This window comes from Streptomyces sp. NPDC000229 (assembly GCF_040300825.1).
Taxonomy (GTDB): domain Bacteria; phylum Actinomycetota; class Actinomycetes; order Streptomycetales; family Streptomycetaceae; genus Streptomyces.
On sequence record NZ_JBEPEL010000010.1, the window covers coordinates 40,665 to 59,317 of the forward strand.

The window sequence follows — 18,653 nt, forward strand, 5'->3', positions numbered from 1 at the left end:
CCGAACGGGTCGGGGTGGCCCAGCTCGACCGGGGTCAATGAGGGGGCGACCGCGGCCTGCACCGGCGGCACGAGCTCGCCGCCAGGTGCATGAGCCGGGGCCGGCCGCCGGTCGGGGTCGACCGATGCCCAGCCCTCGGGGCTCCCGGCCGGAGCATCTGGGATTTCGGGAGGCGCCGGGCGCGGCGGCGTACGAATCGTCCACGTGTTTCGGCAGCGCGGGATGCCGCAGAGCGCCTCGGTAAGCCTGGCACAGCAGCACGGCGGTGAACCTTCCCCGGTTCACCCGGCGTCCTGTGAGCCGATGTGGGTGAGCAAGGAAGCGGCGCCGTCCTCGGCGGCGATCCCGCGGGCGAGTCCGGCCGCGCGGCGGCGGTGGGCCGGCTCGGACAGGCAGGCCGTGATCGCGTCGCCGAGGGCTTCGGCGGTGAGGTCCTGGAACGGCAGAGGCCGGGGGGCAACTCCCAGCCGGTACAGCCGAGACGCCCAGAACGGCTGGTCGGCCATGACGGGAACCGGCAGGGCGGGTACTCCGGCCCTCAGTCCGGCTGCGGTGGTACCGGCCCCGGCGTGGTGGACGACGGCGGCGGTACGAGGGAACAGCCAGTCGTGCGGGACGTCGCCGACGGTGAGGAGATCGTCGCCGCAGCCGCTCAGACCAGCCCACCCCGCCTGCACCACCGCGCGCACGCCTGCCCGCTCCACCGCCGCGGCCACCAGGGCACTGAGCCGTTCGCCCTGCCCCGCCGCCATGCTGCCGAACCCGAGGAAAACCGGGGGCGGACCGGCCTGGAGGAAGTCGACCAGTTCGGCCGGAGGCTGCCAGCCGTCCGGCCGCGCGGGCCACCAGTAGCCCGCCACTTCGACCCCGGACGGCCAGTCCTCGGGGCGCGGCACCACCAGCGGGCTGAAGCCGTGGAAGACCGGCCGGATGTCCCCCGGTGCCGAGGGCGCGTCGGCGGGCAGCCCGAGACGGGCGCGCAGCCGGGTCACGGCGCCCTCGAACACACCGTTCGCGCGCCTCAGCACTTCCTGGCCCGCGGCGAGGTTGCCCTCCGGCCCCAGACCGTCGGAGTTCCGTGCGCTGGGCAGCGGGAACCGCCCGGTGGCGAACGCCGGTGCGAGGTAGGTGCCGATGACGGGGACGCCGAACGCTTCACCGGCCGTCCGGCTGAGCGGTGCCGGGCCGAAGGCGGTGAGCAGCAGGTCGGCTCCGCCCGCCACGGCCTCCGCCACCCCTTCGGCGAGCCCGTCAGCGTACGCCCTTGTCAGCGCCCGGGCTTCCTCCCGCGACGCCGCCCGGGCCCAATCCCGAATCAGCCCCTGCGGGTCTCCCGGCACAGGCCGGTAGTCGAGCCCGCACCCGCCGACGAGTGCCGCGAAGGACGGGTGAGCGGCCACGGCCACCTGATGGCCCGCGTCCAGCAGGCGCCGCCCCAGCCCGGTGAAGGGCGCGACATCTCCTCGGGAACCTGCGGTGATGATCAGAATGCGCATGAGGCGATTCTCCTCGGCGAATGCCGCCGTTCTCGAAGTCCTTCACGACGCCGGCCCTGCGAAACGGCTCCGACTGGAAGCGAGACGTGCACAGTGTGTTCGACGCGTGGACCTGACACGGATTCGTCCGGAGCAGGCAGGTGCTACCCCACTACTGTTGCCTCACATGACGGCCACCCAGACGGACATCACCGAGGACTTGATCCGAGATCTGCTGCGCGAGCAGCACCCCGACCTGGCGGACCGCCCCCTGAAGCTCGGAGCGCTCGGCTGGGACAATCAAGTGTGGCGGCTCGGCGACGACCTCGCCGTCCGGCTGCCCTGGGCGACGCAGTCCGCGGACGCGCTTCTGCGCAAGGAACACGCCTGGCTGCCCCTCCTCGCCCCGCACCTTCCTCTCCAGATTCCCGTCCCACAACGCCTCGGCGAGCCCTCCCAACGGTTCCCGCGGCCCTGGCTCGTCACCACCTGGGTCCCGGGCGAGCCCGCCGATCGCGCCCCCGCGACGCGCCCCGCGGAGGCGGCCGTCACCCTGGCCGACTTCCTGACCGCCCTCCACCGCCCCGCCCCCGACGGGGCACCAACAGGCCGGGACCGCGGTGGCCCGCTGGCCGACACCGCCGAACACTTCACCCAAGGGCTCGCCTCGGCAACCGCACTGGGGCTGATTCGCGACCCGGACGCCGTCCGCGCGGTCTGGGAAGACGCCGCCGCCGCGCCCGACTGGCCAGGCCCACGTCTCTGGCTCCACGGCGACCTGCATCCGGCCAACATCCTGACCACGAACGGTATTTTCTCCGGCGTGATCGATTTCGGCGACCTCTTCGCCGGCGACCCGGCCTGCGACCTCGCCGCCGCCTGGATCCTGCTGCCCGACGGCGCCGCCGACCTCTTCCACGAGACCTATCAGCCGAGCCCGGACGCCGCGACCCTGCGCCGCGCCCGCGGCTGGGCGGTGCTGCGCGCCCTCGCCGGAATCCACATCGGAGACGCCGGCGTCCACGGTCGCCCCGGAGGCAAGCCCACCTGGGGACCGCCGGCCCACGCCGCACTGCGACGCCTCACCGCAACGATCCACCAGTGATCAAGCATCCCGGCGGGAGGCTGAAAAGCAAGCCAAGGGCTGCCGCGCACCGCGCGTGGGGGTACGGAAGTCGGCCACGAGCTGCTGCGCGTAATCATTCTCCGGACCGAGGTCTTGAACCGCTGCACGTGCCTCCTGGAGCCGACCCGTCTCGCACAGCAAGTTCACCAGGTGATACAGGGCGCCACTGTCGCCGCCCTCGGCACGATGGCGCAGAGCCGCGTCCATCCCCCGCTCGTGAAGCGACCTGTTGAGTCTCCGACGTGCGTGGACATCCGTAAGTGCGAGTTCCGTGAGTTGCGTGAACCGCTCCGCGCTGACGAGCAAACGCATGTGCCACAGATGACTGTCGTGCGCGTGGGAATCGGCGGAGTAGCACTCGGCACGAGCGCTGACCAGCGCGATGGCTGTATCCCAATCCCGGACCCGTTCCGCTGCCCGGGCCTGTTCGTACCACTCCATAGAGCGAGTATGGCGTAGTGCTTCCCGCAACTACACCGCGAAAGTGGTCGCCAACGAGCATCGACCTCGGGCCTCAACGAAGATGTGATGGGTCGTACACCAAGATCGACACATTGGGCGCAAAGGCGTCCACTGCGGTCTGCAGACGCTCGGGGTCGAGACGCCAGAGGCTGATGGGCCGGCTCGCCCGGAGGAGCTCGTACTCGATGTGGGGCGCAGTGCGCTGTGCCTGTGCGGGAGTCATGTCGCGGTTGGGGCCTGGCAGCTCTGGGGCTCCCTCCCGCCGGTGGACGCCGATGCAGTTGATTGATTGCCCGGCCGTGTGCTGCTGCCACAGCACCATGGAGGTGATGTCCTCCCACGGCACGAACGCCGTCTGTGCCGCATGGCGGGCCGGTGCACCTCCGAGGAGCACGCCCGTGCTGTCAACACGGAAGGCAACCAGACGCTTCCAGCCCGATCCGGACAGGAACTGGAAGGGGGTGCGCGTGAAGTGCGCCTCGTAGACGGCGGAATGCGGATCGGTCATGGCCGGAGACTAGCGAGACAGTTTTGCCCGGCCCCGACGCCCCTGGTCACGGCGAGCGAACCGAACTGAGGCCGACTCGACCACCCTGCTCGATGTCGGAGCCGCCGACGGCTGCCGGGAGAAGGCCGGGGCGTCCGCACCCGCGGCTCGGCGTGGTCGTCCATCGTGCGCGGCGACCTGATGCACACCGGCAGGCCGAGGACTCGTGGCCCCACCGGAAACCCGTGGCCAGCGGCATCGGGCGGGAGCCGACCGCCGGGCGTCACCCGGCCGGGGCGCCCTGTGTACTGCGTCGGAGGCCCCGTACCCTGGCCGGATCGTCGTGCCCGATCTTGTGAGGAGCCGCCATGGGACGTCTGCCCGGTCTGCTGGGAATCCCTCGGCTGCTGCGGCACTACGGTGCCACCGCGGTTGGTCTTCCGGCCGACGACGAGGTGGCGTTCGACGCCCCCGACCCGCGTGTGCGAGCGGCCTGCGATGCCGTGCGGCAGGGGCGGTACGCCACCGCGGAGGAACTGCTCGCGGTCACCCGCGCGGAGACCGACTGGGCCACTCGGGCCGAGGCCGCCAGGGCGCTCGCGGAGGTCCTGCTCGACACCCCGGGCCAACTGGAAGAATGGTGCGCACGGAAACCCGGCGACCGCGACCTGGCTTTCGTCCGCGCCGAGGCGGCCGTCGCCCGGGCCTGGTCGGTACGGACCGGTGCGCGGGCCTCCGAGGTTTCGGCCGAGCAGTTCGCCGGCTTCCACGCGCTCCTCGCCGACGGCGTGCCGGTGCTGGAGGAGGCGGTCGCTCTGAACCAGGGGGACCCCACGCCGTGGGTCACCGTCCTCGCACACGACACCGGCGCCGCTGCCTCCCGGGAGGACTTCGAGGACCACCTCGCCAACGCCCTGGCGATCGACCCCCACAACTGGGCCGCCCACGCGCGTGCCGTGCAGTTCCTGGCCGCCAAGTGGCACGGCTCCCACGAGGAGATGTTCGCGTATGCCGAGCGCGTCGCGGCCGCGAGCCCGGACGGCCACCAGCTGCGCGGGCTGCCGGTCGTGGCACTGTCCGAACTCGTCCTGGACGAACGGCTGGACGGCGACGCGGCGACCAAGTACGGGCCGATCGGCCAGGACCGCGTGGACGCCGCGATCGCCGCCGCTCGCGCCCTCTCGGCGGCCCGCCCCGTCGGCGATCCGCACCTGACCGGCATCCGCAACCACCTGGCCTGGGCCATGATCCGTGACGGCCGGCCGGCCACCGAGATCCTTGACGTCTTCCGGGTCATCGGGCGGCACGTCACCGTCTTCCCGTGGGCCTACCTCGGCGGGCTGCCGGCGTTCCTGCAGTTCCGTGACGGAGTGCGCGCCCAAGTGGCCAAGGACACCCCGTTCTTCGGCGGCGTCGCGGTGCCCTCGCCCGAGACGGCGACGGCCGCCCCGGACGCCGGCGGCGCCCGCCGGGAACTCGCCGTGGTTCCTGCGACGGCCACCCAGGTCGCCAAGGCCGTGCTGCTCACCGGCGTTGCCTACCGCACGGCACCGCTCGGCAACGGCATCACCCTCGTCGAAACCGCCCCCTCGCAGGAACCCGACACCGGCGGGCGCGGCGGGCGGCGCGGCCTGCGGCGCGCCCTCCTCGGTGAGGGCGACCTCGTACGGCTCGCCCGGTCGTTCACCACCGGCGAGCCCTGGCCCGTACTCGTCGTGTCCCGGTTCGCCGACCGGTACGGACTGAGCCTGGTGCGCGACCGCAAGGTCTTGGCGATGCACTTCTGGGAGGGACCCGACGGAATCCCGGCACAGCAGGAGGCCGCCGAGACCGCCGCCGCGCTCACGTCGGCCTTCCCCAAGGCTGACGAGCGTCTCGTCACTGCCGCACTGCGCGACCCCGGCACGGACCGCGCCCCCCTCGACGCCGCCCTCGCGGCACTGCGACTGCCTGCGCTTCCCGGGGCGTACGGCGAGGGGTACGAGATCCTGACCGACATGCCGAAGGCCCGGGTCGTGGCCAAACGCTCCCTGCGCGCCGCTTTGCGCGAGTCGGTGCGCGACGACCCTTCGGAATCCTCCCGCAAACTGCCGCCGCTGGGTCTGTGACGGCGGACCCGGACCGTCGACGACCGAGTGCCGGCCGCCACCGGCCTGTGCCGGTCACGGGCCCGGTCGTCCGAGGGGACTGACCGCGCGAGACGCGGAGCACATCGGGTCGGGGCCGGTGTGCAGGGTGAGAGTGCCGAGGGCCGCCTCGACGAGCATGGGCCGGCCGTTGTCGTTGTCTTCCGGGGCCCGTTCCTAGAGGGACTGGAGGTACTTGACCGTCGCCGGGTCGGCCGGGAGCAGCGTCTCGATGGCCAGCTCGGCGACCGTCACGTCCATCGGCGTGTTGAACGTCGAGATCGACGACACGAAGGACAGCACGTGTCCGTCGTGCTCGATCCGCAGCGGCAACGCGAAGTACGCGTACGGACCGGACTCCCCGGCCTCCTCAGGGTGGGTGTCCGCCGGCTCCGGCAGCGGGTACGCCGCGACCTCCTCGTACAACCGCCGCAGCGGCTCCGAGCGCGCCAGTGCGATCTGGCGCTCCATCTGGGCCAGCAGGTGGCCCCGCCACTCCCGCAGGTTGCGGATCCTCGGTGCGAGGCCCTCCGGGTGCAGGGTGATCCGCATGACGTTCAGCGGCGGCGTCAGCAGGTGCTCGGGCAGCCCGTCCAGCAGCGTCCTGATGCCCCGGTTCGCGGCCACCACCGTGTACGAGCCGTCGACGACGATCGCCGGATACGGGTCGTACCCGGTCAGCAACTGCTCGATGCCCGCCCGCAGCGTGTCCAGCGAAGGGTCGTCCAGGGACGTCTCGGAGTACCGCGGGGCGTAACCCGCCGCGAGCAGCAGGGCGTTGCGCTCCCGTACCGGCACCTCCAGGTGCTCGGCCAGGCGCAGGATCATCTCCTCGCTCGGGCGGGACCGGCCCGTCTCGATGAACGAGATGTGACGGGCCGACGAGTCGGCGCGCAGTGCCAGCTCCAGCTGGCTCAGCCGCCGCCGCTCACGCCAGCCGCGCAGCAGCGGCCCTACTCCGGTACCGGACCCGACAGTTGTCATACCGCAGACGGTAACCCACGTGTTGACCACGGGCCGGTGTCGTCGGACCGTATCGTCACGGTCACGCCGTCATCGTCCGCACCGACCCGAAACGGAGCCCGGGACATGCCCACTGAGCCGCTGTCGCAGAAGGAGATCGAGGACCGGCTGCGCGAACTGCCCGGCTGGTCCCAGGAGGGCGACCGCATCGCCCGCACCTACCGCCTCGACACGCACTTCGCCGCGACCGCGATGGTCGTCCACGTCGCCCGGATCCAGGAGGAGCTGAACCACCATTCCGATCTCACCCTCGGCTACAACACGGTCAACCTCACCGTGAACACCCACGACGCGGGCGGCGCGATCACGGAGAAGGACTTCTCCCTCGCCGCCCGTGTCGAGGAGATCGCGCCCTCCCACGGCGCGGACTGACGGGCCATGCGCGCCTGAAGTCCATCACCCGGTTCTGCACCCACGCCTTCCTTCCGTCCGCCGGGAGGGACCGTTCCCGCCGAGCGGTGGTCGCCGTGGTGCCCGACCACACGACCGGACCCGGACGGCCCGCCCGGCGTCATGGCCGTAGTACGGGGAACCGTCCCGTACCGTCCGCCCCGAAGCGGCCGCGTACGGGCGGTTCGACGCGGCCCGAGGGGTGGCCGGCGAACTCCTCCCACCCGCCGGCGCCGGCAGCCCGTACTCCCGCAGCATCCCCGCGTACTCCTCCGCCGTCACCGGCACGTGGCGCACCTCGCGCCCCGCCGCCCGCGAGATCTCGGCCGCGACCTCCGCGAAGGTCAGCGGCGCGGGTCCCGTCACCTCGTGCACCAGCCCGGTGTGCCCCTCCTCCGTCAGCGTCGCGACGATCACGTCCGCGAGGTCGTCGGCGTCGACGAACGGCTCCGCCGTGCCACCCGGCCATGCGCCTGGGTGTACGGACCTGGGGCAACGCGCCCGACGGCCGCCACACCCTGCTGATCGGTACGTACCGGATGGACGGCGAGGTCAGCCGCCGCCTCCTGGACGCCCTGCCGCCACTGCTGCACCTGACCGCCGACCAGTGGAGCTGCCCCGTCATGCCGGTGATGGAGGAGGAGATCGGCCGGGACGAGCCGGGCCGGAGCGTCGTCCTCGACCGGATCCTCGACCTGCTGCTGATCTCCGTCCTGCGGTCCTGGTTCTCCCGCCCCGAGGCGGCCGCACCGGGCTGGTACCGGGCGATGGGCGACCCGGTGGTCGGCGCCGCGCTGCGGCTGATGCAGGACGACCCGGCCCGCCCCTGGACGGTCGCCTCGCTCGCCACCGGGGCGGGGGTGTCCCGGGCCGGGCCGGCGCGCCGCTTCACCGAACTGGTGGGGGAGCCGCCGATGACGTACCTGACGGGCTGGCGGCTCGCGCTCGCCGCCGACCTGCTGCGCGGAACGGACGCCACGGTCGAGTCGGTGGCCCGGCAGGTGGGCTACAGCGGCTCGTTCGCCCTGAGCGCCGCCTTCAAGCGGGTACGGGGCATCAGGCCCCGGGAGCACCGCGCGCGGGAGCGGGAACCGCGGACTTTGCCGCAGCAGCAACAAAGTTCGCCATGACCGCACCTCCGCCGCCACTCTGTCGGCATGAGCCAACACCACCACGGTCACCACGACCACACCCGCATGGACTGGACCGAGATGCTGCCGCTGCTGGAGCACGGCGCGGAGCTCCAGAGCCCGCTGTACCGGCAGGCCGCGGCCTGGCTCGGCGAGCTGGTGCCGACGGCCGGAGTGCGCCGGATCCTCGACGTCGGCAGCGGACCGGGCGTGCTGTCGTGCCTGCTCGCCGAGGCCTTCCCGTACGCGGAGGTCGTCGCCGTCGACGCCACGCCCGAGCTGCTGGAACGCACCCGCGAGCGCGCCCGTGCCGCGCACCTCGGCGACCGGGTCACCACGCGTCACGCGGAACTCCCGGACGGCATCGCCGCACTCGGCGGCGCCGACCTCATCTGGGCGGCCGACTTCCTCCATCACCTGGGCGATCAGCGTGCGGCCGTCGCAGGCCTGGCGCGCCTGCTGCGCCCGGGTGGCCTGCTGGCCGTGGTGGAGGGCGGGCTGCCGACGCGGCGCCTGCCCCAGAACTTCGGCATCGGGCGCCCGGGGCTGGAGGCCCGGATGGACACCGTGCACGCCGAGTGGTTCGCCGAGATGCGGGCGGGGCTGCCCGGTGCCAAGGAGGACACCGACGACTGGCGGGCCCTGCTGGCCGATGCCGGCCTGGTGCCGAGCGGGACCCGCTCGTTCCTCCACGACGTGCCCGCGCCCGTCACCGATGCCGTGCGCGACCAGATCGTGGCCGGGTTCGCCCGGCACCGTGAGGCACTCGGCGACCGCCTCGCCGCCGAGGACCGCGCCACCCTGGACCGGCTGCTGGACCCGGCCGAGCCGCAGGGCCTGCACCACCGGCCCGACCTGTTCATGCTGACCGCCCGTACGGTGTACACGGCCCGCCGAGGCTGAGCCGCCGGGCCCTCAGGGCAACAGGGGCGTGGTGTCCTGGTACGGGTCGACCGGCTCGGGCACCCGCTCCACCGTCCGGGCGTCGAGCGCCACCGCGGCCGTCGCCGTCCCCAGCGCGCCGCCGCCGCCGGGGCGCCAGGTGCCCGTCACGGTCACCCAGGTGTCGGCCGGGGGCGCGGGCTCGCCGTACACACGGACGCGCAGCGACCTGGAGTCGGCCGCGCAGCAGCTGACGACGAGCCGGGTGAGGTACCAGGTGCCGGGGCGGTCCTTCGCGGGCGTGACGAACCCGGTCATCAGGACGGTGCGTCCGGCGAGGCTCCGGTCGCGGTCCTGCTGGACCCGTGCGATGAATCCGGACAGGGCCAACGGGGCCGGGTCGGCGTCCGGCAGCCGGTCGAACTCCGACACCTGGGCGACCGCGTTGTCGGTCTCGCGCGCCGCGGTGTACGAGCCGAGCGCGGGAGGGGCGTACAGCAGCAGGGCCAGGACGGGCAGGAACAGCACCCAGGCGACGCGCGGGCCGCCCTCGTGCCCGTGTCCGTGCGCGTCGTCCACCTCCTCGCCGGCGTCGCGGCGGGGCGCGAACGGCAGGCCGTCCCGCACCGCGCCGACGACACCCAGCACCAGCAGCAGCACGGCGGACGCGACGAGGAAGGGCCGCAATCCCTCCTTCACGTACCGCAGATAGACCTGGCTCAGCAGGGAGATGTACAGGACGGCGGAGCCGGTGAGCAGCAGCAGAGCCGCCTGGATGTGTCGTCTCACAGCAGCCACCATCCGGTCAGGCAGGCGCACGTCACGGCCACCACCGCGGTCGCCGCCGAGAAGCGCACCGCGAACGCCCGCCCGAAGGTCCCGGCCTGAAGGGCGATCAGCTTCACGTCGACCATCGGTCCCACCACCATGAACGTCAGTCGCGCGGTGGGGGAGAAGCCGGTGAGCGACGCGGCGACGAAGGCGTCGGCCTCGGAGCAGACGGCGAGCACGACGGCGAGCGTGGCGAGGAACAGCACGGACAGCCAGGGGGAGTTGGCGAAGAGGTCCAGTACGGAGCGCGGGACGAGCACGTTGAAGGTGGCCGCCGCCATCGCGCCGACGACGAGGAAGCCGCCCGCGTGCAGGAAGTCGTGCTGGAAGCCGACCCGGAACTCCTCCCAGCGGTTGTGCCCCGCCCGGTGGCCGGTGTGCCGTGCGGGCATCTTCAGCCATTCCGCCCGCCCCCACTTCAGCCACAGCCAGCCCATGGTGGCCGCCGTGGCGAGCGAGGCGACGAGCCGGGCGGCGACCATGCCGGGCTGCCCGGGGAAGGCCACGGCGGTCGAGACCAGCACGACGGGGTTGACCGCCGGCGCGGAGAGCAGGAACGCGAACGCCGCTGCCGGGGTGACCCCGCGCCGGATCAGGCTGCCCGCGACCGGCACGGAGGCGCACTCGCAGCCGGGCAGCACCACGCCGGCGGCACCGGCGACGGGCACGGCGAGCGCGGGATTGCGCGGGAGCGCCTTGCTGAACACCCGTGCCGGTACGAAGGCGTTGACCGCGCCGGACACGACGGTTCCGAAGAGCAGGAAGGGCAGTGCCTGCACGGTGAGCGCCACGCAGACGGTCTGCCACGCCCGGAATCCGGGGTGGTTCAGCAGCGGCAGCGCGAGCACGGTGATCAGCAGCAGCGATACCGCTCCGGTGACGGCGACGGACGGCGGTATCGCCCCGGGGGGACGCTCCCGCGCGGGTGCGGCTCGGTTCATGGAGCCACACCTTAGCCGCAGCGGCGAATGACAATCATTTCAGCCTGGCGTCGCCTCCCGCCGCTCCCAGGGCCGCCTCCCGCCGTTCCCAGGGCAGGGGGCGAGCGATACCCTGAATGGGGCATATCGGACACAAGTGAGGGGGTCGGGTCCCATGTCGACGGGAACCCTCCTGGCGATCGTCATCCCTGTCGCGGTGATCCTGGCAATCCTGGCCGTGGTCGCCTTCCTGGGCCTCCGCAGCCGGCGCCTGCGTGAGCGGTTCGGACCGGAGTACGACAGGACGGTCGAGGAGAGCGGGAGCCGGCGCGAGGCCGAGCGCGATCTGAGCGCCCGCGAGAAACGCCACGACGAGCTGGACATCAGGCCGCTGCCGGGCGACGTCCGGGACCGCTACACCCGGGACTGGACCGATGTGCAGGGAGAGTTCGTGGACCGCCCGGAGGACGCCGTCCAGGACGCGGACCTCCTGGTGACCTCCCTGATGCGGGAGCGCGGCTACCCGACCGAGGATCTCGACCAGCGGCTGAAGGACCTCTCGGTCGAGCACGGCCGCACCATCGAGCACTACCGCGCCGCCCACGAGGTCAACAGGCTGAGCATGAAGCACCAGGCCACGACCGAGCAGCTGCGGGGAGCGATGGTGCACTACCGCGCCCTCTTCGACGAGCTGCTGTCCGACGGCGGACAGTCCCACCGCGCCCCGGCCTGACCCGTACAGCCCGGTCCCCGGACCACGGTGGAGGAGGAGACATGCAACGCGAGGACATACCAGGACCCGGCGAGAGCGGTCTGTCCACCGAGGACATCGCCCAGCCGGGCAGCGCGGGCGGAGTGACCGACGAGCGGCGGCCCGACGCCCCCGTCTTCCCCGTCGAGAGCACATTCGACGGCACGGTCGAAAGCACGCCGGAGTCGGCACCGGCCGAACCGGCTCCTGAACCGAGCCCGGAAGTGGCCGTCCCGGCCGAGGACGAGACACCCCGGCTTCTGGCCGAAGAGGACGAGGAAGGCTTCCGGAACCGCTGGCAGGACATCCAGAACCAGTTCGTCGACGACCCCCGCGAGGCCGTGCACAAGGCCGACGCCCTCGTCGCGGACGTCATGCGGCAGCTGGCCTCGACGTTCGCCGACCACAAGAAGGACCTGGAGGGTCAGTGGAACCGTGGTGAGGAGGTGGACACCGAGGACCTCCGCAAGGCGCTCCGCCAGTACCGGTCCTTCTTCAACCGCCTGCTCACCACCTGACCCCGGATCGCCGGCAGCGGTACGGGCCGGACGGCTCGTACCGCTGCCGGCGCGTGACGGCGGCCGGGGACTGGGGGACGCAGGCCGTGCGGGTGCGGGGTGCCGGGTGGCGCCGGAGGAGCACGTGGTGGGCCGAGCGGGTCAGCGCGTCGGGAGGGGCGCAGCTCCGAGCGGGGCGAGCCGGACTTCCCGTGGGCGCCGGCAGCGATCACGAAGGTCGCCCGGCAGCGGATCCGGGCGCGGATCCGGGCATGAGGAGAGGCCTTCGGCGGCGGTCGCACTCACGGTGGAGGCGCACCCGGGCGCTCACGAACCGTGACGCCGCAAACATGATCACGGTTCACACGGACGGGCCGTTTCCACGCCGAACGGCGCAGCCGCACGCGCGCGGCCGCGCCGTCCTCGCGGCTGACGCCGGAAGTCAGTTGTCGTCGAAGGTCGCCGGGTCCGGACCCAGGCGCTCGCTCTCGTCGAGGGCCGCGAAGGCGGCCATGTCGTCGGCGTCCAGCTCGAAGTCGAAGACGTCGATGTTCTCCCGGATCCGCGACGGGGTCACGGACTTGGGAATCACCACGTTGCCGAGCTGGAGGTGCCAGCGCAGCACCGCCTGTGCCGGGGTGCGGCCGTGCTTGCGGGCGATCGCGGCGATCGTCGGGACCTCCAGCAGGCCCTTGCCCTGACCCAGTGGCGACCACGCCTCGGTGGCGATGCCGGCTTGTGCGTGGAACGTCCGCGACTCCGCCTGCTGGAGCCGGGGGTGCAGCTCGATCTGGTTCACCGCCGGGACGACGGACGTCTCGTCGAGCAGCCGCTTCAGGTGCTCGGGCAGGAAGTTGGACACACCGATGGCCTTCGCGCGCCCCGACTCCGCGATCTCCTCGAACGTCCGGTAGATGGTGAGGTGGTCGTCCCGCATCGGCCGGGGCCAGTGGATCAGGTACAGATCGACGTAGTCCAGGCCGAGCCTGTCCAATGAGGCGTCGAACTCACGCAGCACGGCGTCGCGGGTCCATGTCACGGACGCACTGTTCCAGAGCTTGGTGGTGACGAAGAGCTCCTCACGGGCGATACCGGAGGCGGCGACGGCCTCGCCGGTGCCCTTCTCGTTCGCGTAGATCGCTGCGGTGTCGATGCTGCGGTACCCGGCCTCCAGGGCCGTGCCCACCGCCTTCGCCGCCTCGCCGTCGGGCACCTGCCAGACACCGAAGCCGAGCTGCGGCATGGAGACACCGTTGTTGAGGGTGATGGAGGGGACCATGCTCACGAGCGGTCGTTCCTTACGTCGTCGGTTGGTACTCCAGGGTCAACGATCACATCCTGGAACGTGTTCCCGGCATCGCGCCATTGACCGTGCCCCGTCACCGCGCGACTCTGTTGCACGTCGCTGAACGCGATGCGCCCATCTGAACGGTTGAATAGCCGCGTTCGGCACTCCTGAACCCCCACCTCTCAGGAAAGCAGGTCCGGCCATGCAGGAACCGCCCGTGTCCCACGACAGCGCCGAGGAGACCGCAGCCGCCCCGGCCGGCTGGCAGACCCCCGCGTACACGGTCGTCGAGACCGCCCTCGAAGTCACCGCCTACGTCCTCGCCGACCGGTAGACCCCGCCGCCATGCTGCTCCAGGTGCTCGGCACCGCGGCGGGCGGCGGGCTGCCCCAGTGGAACTGCGCGTGTCCCGGCTGTGCCGGGGCGCGCGCCCACCCGGAGCGGCGCCGCCGTCACGCCTCGCTCGCCGTCCGCGCGGACGAGGGCTCCTGGTACCTCGTCAACGCCACGCCCGACCTCGGTGAACAGATCGAGGAAAGTCACGAGCTGCGGCCGGGGCCCGGCCCCCGGGACACACCCCTGGCCGGCGTCGTCCTCACCGACGCCGAGCTCGACCACACCCTGGGCATCGCCCGCCTCCGCGAAGCCGACGGCTTCGAGATCCTCGCCACCCCGCCGGTACGCACGGCGCTCCTCGAGGGCCTCCGCCTCGGCGTCACCCTCGCCCCCTACACCCGTGTCACCTGGCGCGAGCTGGGAAGCGAGCCGCAGCCGCTCAGCCCCGGCGGGACGATCGAGACCGCCGCCGTGCCCGTCTCCGCCAAACGGCCCCGGTACGCCGCGGTCACCCCCACCGCGTGCGGCGACTCCACCGGGTCCGGCGCCCCGACCGGGTCCGGCGACCCCACCGGGCCCGGCTGGGTCGTCGCCCTCCGGCTGCGTGACACGGCGACCGGCCGCACCCTCGTGTACGCCCCCGCTCTCGCCGCCTGGACCGAGGGGTTCCAGTACGCCGTCGAGGACGCCGACTGCGTCATCGTCGACGGCACCTTCTGGGACGACGAGGAACCCGTGCGCACCGGCATCTCCAGCAGGACCGCCACCGGAATGGGACACCTGCCCATCGACGGTCCGCACGGCACCGCCCACCGGCTCGCCGCCCTGGGCACCCGCTGCCTCTACACCCACCTCAACAACACCAACCCCCTCACCGACCCCGCGGCCCCGCAGCACGACCGGCTCGCCGAGTGGGGCCTCGGCGTCGCCGCCGACCGGATGGTGATCGAGCTGTGAACCGACAGCCCATGAGCCGCGACGAGTTCACGGCGCGGCTGTGCGCCGTCGCCGCCGACCGCTACCACGACCGCCACCCCTTCAACGTCCGTATGCACAACGGCACCCTCACCCCCACCGAGCTGCGCCGCTGGATCGTCAACCGCTTCCACTACCAGCGCCACATCCCCGTCAAGGACGCCCTCGTCCTCGCCAAGCTCGACACGCCCGCGCTGCGCCGCGCGTGGCTGCGGCGCATCCAGGACCACGACGGGGAGAAGGACGGCCAGGGAGGCATCGAACGCTGGCTGCGTCTCGGCGAGGCCGCCGGCATCGACCGCGCGCGCCTCCAGTCGGGCGACGACGTCCTCCCGGGGGTACGGCTCGCCGTCGACGGCTATGTGAACTTCTGCCGGCTCCGCCCCCGGCTCGACGCCGTCGCCGCCTCCCTCACCGAGCTCTCGGCACCCACCCTGATGCGCGCCCGCGTCGAGGCGTTCGAGAAGCACTACCCGTGGATCGAGACCGACGGACTCGCGTACTTCCGTGACCGGATCGGGCAGGGCGGACGCGACAGCGCCGAAGCGCTCGACCTGGTCCTGGACTGGGCACGCACCCGCGAGGAGCAGGACCGGGCCGTGGCCGCGCTCGCCTTCAAGTGCGACGTGCTGTGGTCGCTGCTGGACGCCGTCGAGGCCGGAGGAAGGGCATGAGCGGTACGTGGCGACCGGCGCTGTCCCGGTCCGTGATGCTCCGGCACGACCGCGTACGCGGCACCGACCTGCTCGTCCTGCCCGAACGGGTCGTCGTCCTGCACGGCAACGCGGGGTCCGTCCTGCGGCTCTGCGACGGCGAGCGGGACGTCGACGGCATCGTCGCCGAGCTCCGCGCCCGCCACCCGGGCGCGCCCGTCGCCGAGGAGGTGCCCGACTTCCTCGGACGGCTGCGGGAGGAGGGCTGGCTCACATGACGCCACCGTCCCCACCACTGCCCCCGCCGCCGTGGGCCCTGCTCGCCGAACTCACCCACGGCTGCCCGCTGCGCTGCGCGTACTGCTCCAACCCCGTCGAACTGGCGGCGCGGTCCGACGAGTTGACCACCGACGAGTGGGCGGACGTCTTCCGGCAGGCCGCCGCCCTCGGCGTCGTCCAGACCCACTTGTCCGGCGGCGAGCCGTTGCTGCGCCGCGACCTGGACGCCCTGGTGGCCGCAGCCGACGGTGCGGGCATCCACACCCAGCTCGTCACCAGCGGCGTCGGGCTCACCCGGGACCGGCTGCGCGGCCTGGTCACGGCCGGGCTGCGCAGCGTCCAGCTGTCCGTGCAGCACACGGACCCGGCCGCCGCCGAACGCATCGCGGGAGCCAGGGCGTTCACCGCCAAGGAGCGCGCCGCCCGCCTCGTACGAGAGGCGCATCTGCCGCTGGGCCTCAACGTCGTCCTGCACCGGGCCAGCCTCGACGCGCTGGACGGCCTCGTGGAGCTGGCCCTCGCCTGGGGCGCGGAGCGCATCGAGCTGGCCAACACCCAGTTCTACGGCTGGGCGCTGCGCAACCGTGCGGCGCTCCTGCCCGACCGGGCGCAGGTGGCCCGGGCCCGCGCCGCCGTCGCACGGTGGCGGGAGCGACTGGCCGGCCGGCTGGACCTGGTGTGGGTCGCGCCCGACTACGTGGACGGCACCGCCAAGCCCTGCATGGGCGGCTGGGGCGCCCTGTCCCTGACCGTCCACCCCGACGGCACCGTCCTGCCCTGCCCGGCCGCCGCCGCGCTGCCCGGGCTCGGCGCGCCGAACGTCAGGGACCACGCCCTGGACCGGATCTGGCGCGAGTCCCCGGCCTTCACCGCGTACCGGGGCGAGGGATGGATGCGCGAACCGTGCCGCAGCTGCGCCCTGCGCACCACCGACTTCGGCGGCTGCCGCTGCCAGGCGTACGCCCTGACCGGCGACGCCGCCCGCACCGACCCGGTCTGTCCGAAGTCCCCCGACCACGGGCTCGTCACCGCCCTCGTCGACGCGGCCCGCCCGGGCACGGGCGCCGGCTACGCCTACCGCACGGAAGGGCGCCGATGACCGCGGTCACCGGTACAGGGCCTCGACCTCCGCCGCGTACGCCGCCTCGATCGCCTTCCGCTTCAGCTTCAGGGACGGCGTCAGCAGGCCGTGTTCCTCCGTGAACGGGTGGGCCAGGATCCGGAACGTACGGATCGACTCGGCCTGCGACACCAGCGTGTTCGCCGCCACCACGGCCCGCCGTATCTCCGTCTCCAGCGCCGGGTCCCGCACCAGCTCGGCGGGCGGCAGGGGCGGCCTGTTCTGCATGGCCAGCCAGTGCTCGACCGCCTCCTGGTCGAGGGTGACCAGCGCGGCGATGTACGGGCGGTCGTTGCCGACCACGATGCACTGCGCCACCAGCGGATGGGACCGCACCCGCTCCTCCAGGCCGGCCGGCGGCACGCTCTTGCCGCCCGAGGTCACCAGGATCTCCTTCTTCCGGCCCGTGATCGTCAGGTAGCCGTCCTCGTCGAGCGCACCGAGGTCACCGGTCGCCAGCCACCCGTCGCGGAGCACGGTGGCGGTCGCGGCCGGGTTCCCGAGGTAGCCGGCGAAGATGTGCGGCCCGCGCAGCCACACCTCGCCGTCCTCGGCGATGTGCACCGTGGTCCCCGGGATGGGCGGGCCGACCGTCCCGTACTTGGTCCGCTCGGGCGGGTTCGCGGTGGCCGCCGACGCCGACTCCGTCAGCCCGTACCCCTCGTACACGGTCACACCCGCACCCTCGAAGAACAGCCCGAGCCGCCGCGCCATCCCCGACCCGCCCGACATCGCGTGCCGCACGCGCCCGCCCAGCGCTTCGCGGACCTTCCCGTACACGACCTTGTCGAAGAACTGGTGCTGCACCCGCAGCGCCGCCGATGGGCCGGGCCCCAGCCCGAACGCCTTGTTCTCCAGCGCCTCCGCGTACCGCACCGCCACCTCGACGGCCTTGTCGAAGGGACCGGCCCTCCCCTCCGCCTCCGCCCGGCGCCGCGCCGCCTGGAAGACCTTCTCGAAGATGTACGGCACGGCCAGCACGAACGTCGGCCGGAACGCCGCCAGATCGGCCAGCAGCGGTCCGGCCGCCAGTTGCGGCTGGTGGCCGAGCTTGACCCGCTTACGGATCGCCGCGACCTCCACCATCCGCCCGAAGACATGCGCGAGCGGCAGGAAGAGCAGCGTCGACGCCTCGTCGCCCGGCTTGGAGTGGAAGACCTGCTCCCAGCGGCTGACCAGGGTGTCCGCCTCGAACATGAAGTTGGCGTGGGTCAGCACACACCCCTTGGGGCGGCCTGTCGTCCCGGACGTGTAGATGACCGTGGCGATCGACTCGGGCGTCACCGCCCGCCGGTGGCGCTGCACCACTTCCTCGTCGATGCGCGTACCCGCCTCCACCAGCTCGGCGACCGCCCCGGCGTCCAGTTGCCACAGCCGCTTGAGCCGGGGCAGCCGGTCGACCACCGAGCCGATGGTCATGGCGTGGTCCTCGTGCTCCACCACGCAGGCGGTCACCTCGGCGTCGTGCAGCATCCAGTGGACCTGATCGGCGGAGGAGGTGGGGTAGACGGGCACGGACTGGGCCCCCACCGTCCACAGTGCGAAGTCGAACAGCGTCCACTCGTAGCGGGTGCGTGCCATGATGGCGACCCGGTCGCCGAACCGTACGCCGTCCGCGAGCAGCCCCTTGGCGAGCGCCAGTACCTCGTCCCGGAACCGCGCCGCCGTCACGTCGACCCACTGCCCGTCCGCGTCCTTGCGACCGAGCACCACACGGTCCGGATCGTCCACGGCGTGCTCGAATACGGAATCGGCCAGTCCGCCGACCGGGGGAGCCGTCGCCATGGGGGGGACAGTGAACTCGCGCAATGGCCTGCTCCTTGGGGGGTGCTCCGCACGGCGGAGGGTGACGGTACCCCACGCCGGACCCGCGCGGGAGTGCCTTCGCGGACCCTGTCCGTA

20 protein-coding genes and 1 pseudogene are annotated in these 18,653 nt (G+C 72.6%); 12 read left to right on the forward strand and 9 right to left on the reverse strand.

Features of this window, described 5'->3' with window-relative positions; translation table 11 throughout:
- Nucleotides 1-281: 281 nt before the first annotated feature.
- Entirely contained in the window at nt 282-1,496 is a 1,215-nt protein-coding gene (locus tag ABT360_RS08385) for a glycosyltransferase (protein WP_351812666.1), read from the reverse strand.
- 166 nt (nt 1,497-1,662) lie between these two features.
- Between ABT360_RS08385 and ABT360_RS08390 the strand changes: the two genes are divergently transcribed.
- The gene (locus ABT360_RS08390; RefSeq protein ID WP_351812669.1) at nt 1,663-2,580 is read left to right on the forward strand and encodes an aminoglycoside phosphotransferase family protein; all 918 of its coding nucleotides are present in this window, start codon (nt 1,663-1,665) and stop codon (nt 2,578-2,580) included.
- On the opposite strand, the gene ABT360_RS08395 is transcribed toward ABT360_RS08390, so the two are convergent.
- A complete protein-coding gene (locus tag ABT360_RS08395; RefSeq protein ID WP_351812672.1) occupies nt 2,581-3,042 on the reverse strand; it encodes a hypothetical protein in 462 nt (153 codons plus the stop codon). It abuts the gene before it with no gap.
- 73 nt (nt 3,043-3,115) lie between these two features.
- Nucleotides 3,116-3,571, reverse strand: a complete 456-nt coding sequence (locus ABT360_RS08400; RefSeq protein ID WP_351812675.1) for a hypothetical protein — start codon at nt 3,569-3,571, stop codon at nt 3,116-3,118.
- A gap of 347 nt (nt 3,572-3,918) precedes the next feature.
- Between ABT360_RS08400 and ABT360_RS08405 the strand changes: the two genes are divergently transcribed.
- Entirely contained in the window at nt 3,919-5,658 is a 1,740-nt protein-coding gene (locus ABT360_RS08405; RefSeq protein WP_351812678.1) for a hypothetical protein, read from the forward strand.
- Nucleotides 5,659-5,853: 195 nt separating this feature from the next.
- On the opposite strand, the gene ABT360_RS08410 is transcribed toward ABT360_RS08405, so the two are convergent.
- Entirely contained in the window at nt 5,854-6,660 is an 807-nt protein-coding gene (locus tag ABT360_RS08410) for a helix-turn-helix domain-containing protein (RefSeq protein ID WP_351812681.1), read from the reverse strand.
- A gap of 105 nt (nt 6,661-6,765) precedes the next feature.
- Between ABT360_RS08410 and ABT360_RS08415 the strand changes: the two genes are divergently transcribed.
- Complete coding sequence (locus ABT360_RS08415; RefSeq protein WP_351812684.1) at nt 6,766-7,071, forward strand: 4a-hydroxytetrahydrobiopterin dehydratase; 306 nt, start codon at nt 6,766-6,768, stop codon at nt 7,069-7,071.
- Between the two features lie 24 nt (nt 7,072-7,095).
- Here the strand turns inward: ABT360_RS08415 and ABT360_RS35360 are convergent, their stop codons facing one another.
- Nucleotides 7,096-7,506, reverse strand: a complete 411-nt coding sequence (locus tag ABT360_RS35360; RefSeq protein ID WP_444852196.1) for a hypothetical protein — start codon at nt 7,504-7,506, stop codon at nt 7,096-7,098.
- Between ABT360_RS35360 and ABT360_RS08425 the strand changes: the two are divergent.
- Together ABT360_RS08425 and ABT360_RS08430 are read left to right on the forward strand one after the other, a co-directional pair.
- Nucleotides 7,413-8,219: pseudogene (locus tag ABT360_RS08425) on the forward strand (cupin domain-containing protein); the annotation flags it as partial. The gene ABT360_RS35360 and the pseudogene ABT360_RS08425 overlap by 94 nt on opposite strands.
- 27 nt (nt 8,220-8,246) lie before the next feature.
- Nucleotides 8,247-9,122, forward strand: coding sequence for a class I SAM-dependent methyltransferase (locus ABT360_RS08430; protein ID WP_351812686.1), 876 nt, complete (start codon nt 8,247-8,249; stop codon nt 9,120-9,122).
- Nucleotides 9,123-9,134: 12 nt separating this feature from the next.
- Here the strand turns inward: ABT360_RS08430 and ABT360_RS08435 are convergent, their stop codons facing one another.
- Together ABT360_RS08435 and ABT360_RS08440 are read right to left on the reverse strand one after the other, a co-directional pair.
- Nucleotides 9,135-9,890: a TIGR03943 family putative permease subunit gene (locus tag ABT360_RS08435; RefSeq protein WP_351812689.1), complete on the reverse strand. Its 756-nt coding sequence runs from the start codon at nt 9,888-9,890 to the stop codon at nt 9,135-9,137.
- The gene (locus ABT360_RS08440) at nt 9,887-10,873 is read right to left on the reverse strand and encodes a permease (RefSeq protein WP_351812692.1); all 987 of its coding nucleotides are present in this window, start codon (nt 10,871-10,873) and stop codon (nt 9,887-9,889) included. Before ABT360_RS08440 ends, ABT360_RS08435 begins: the two co-directional genes overlap by 4 nt.
- Before the next feature lie 154 nt (nt 10,874-11,027).
- On the opposite strand from ABT360_RS08440, the gene ABT360_RS08445 reads away from it, so the two are divergent.
- Entirely contained in the window at nt 11,028-11,585 is a 558-nt protein-coding gene (locus ABT360_RS08445; protein WP_351812695.1) for a hypothetical protein, read from the forward strand.
- Between the two features lie 41 nt (nt 11,586-11,626).
- The gene (locus ABT360_RS08450; protein WP_351812697.1) at nt 11,627-12,121 is read left to right on the forward strand and encodes a hypothetical protein; all 495 of its coding nucleotides are present in this window, start codon (nt 11,627-11,629) and stop codon (nt 12,119-12,121) included.
- Nucleotides 12,122-12,542: 421 nt separating this feature from the next.
- Here the strand turns inward: ABT360_RS08450 and ABT360_RS08455 are convergent, their stop codons facing one another.
- Nucleotides 12,543-13,385 carry an aldo/keto reductase gene (locus ABT360_RS08455; protein ID WP_351812700.1) on the reverse strand — a complete coding sequence of 281 codons (843 nt, stop codon included), beginning with the start codon at nt 13,383-13,385 and terminating at the stop codon, nt 12,543-12,545.
- A 220-nt stretch (nt 13,386-13,605) separates the two neighbouring features.
- Here ABT360_RS08455 and pqqA point away from each other — a divergent pair, with 220 nt between their 5' ends.
- From pqqA to pqqE, 5 genes are read left to right on the forward strand one after another with little or no spacing between them, the layout of a single operon-like run.
- A complete protein-coding gene (gene pqqA, locus ABT360_RS08460; protein ID WP_351812703.1) occupies nt 13,606-13,722 on the forward strand; it encodes a pyrroloquinoline quinone precursor peptide PqqA in 117 nt (38 codons plus the stop codon).
- Between the two features lie 11 nt (nt 13,723-13,733).
- Nucleotides 13,734-14,681 carry a pyrroloquinoline quinone biosynthesis protein PqqB gene (gene pqqB / locus ABT360_RS08465; RefSeq protein WP_351812706.1) on the forward strand — a complete coding sequence of 316 codons (948 nt, stop codon included), beginning with the start codon at nt 13,734-13,736 and terminating at the stop codon, nt 14,679-14,681.
- Nucleotides 14,682-14,692: 11 nt separating this feature from the next.
- Nucleotides 14,693-15,373 carry a pyrroloquinoline-quinone synthase PqqC gene (gene pqqC, locus ABT360_RS08470; RefSeq protein ID WP_351812854.1) on the forward strand — a complete coding sequence of 227 codons (681 nt, stop codon included), beginning with the start codon at nt 14,693-14,695 and terminating at the stop codon, nt 15,371-15,373.
- Nucleotides 15,370-15,630, forward strand: coding sequence for a pyrroloquinoline quinone biosynthesis peptide chaperone PqqD (gene pqqD, locus ABT360_RS08475; protein WP_351812709.1), 261 nt, complete (start codon nt 15,370-15,372; stop codon nt 15,628-15,630). Before pqqC ends, pqqD begins: the two co-directional genes overlap by 4 nt.
- Entirely contained in the window at nt 15,627-16,730 is a 1,104-nt protein-coding gene (pqqE, locus tag ABT360_RS08480; RefSeq protein WP_351812712.1) for a pyrroloquinoline quinone biosynthesis protein PqqE, read from the forward strand. The genes pqqD and pqqE overlap by 4 nt, the downstream gene beginning before the upstream one ends.
- 6 nt (nt 16,731-16,736) lie before the next feature.
- Here pqqE and ABT360_RS08485 read toward each other — a convergent pair whose 3' ends face one another.
- On the reverse strand, nt 16,737-18,536 hold the full coding sequence (locus tag ABT360_RS08485) for an AMP-dependent synthetase/ligase (protein WP_351812715.1): 1,800 nt from the start codon (nt 18,534-18,536) through the stop codon (nt 16,737-16,739).
- Nucleotides 18,537-18,653 lie beyond the last annotated feature (117 nt).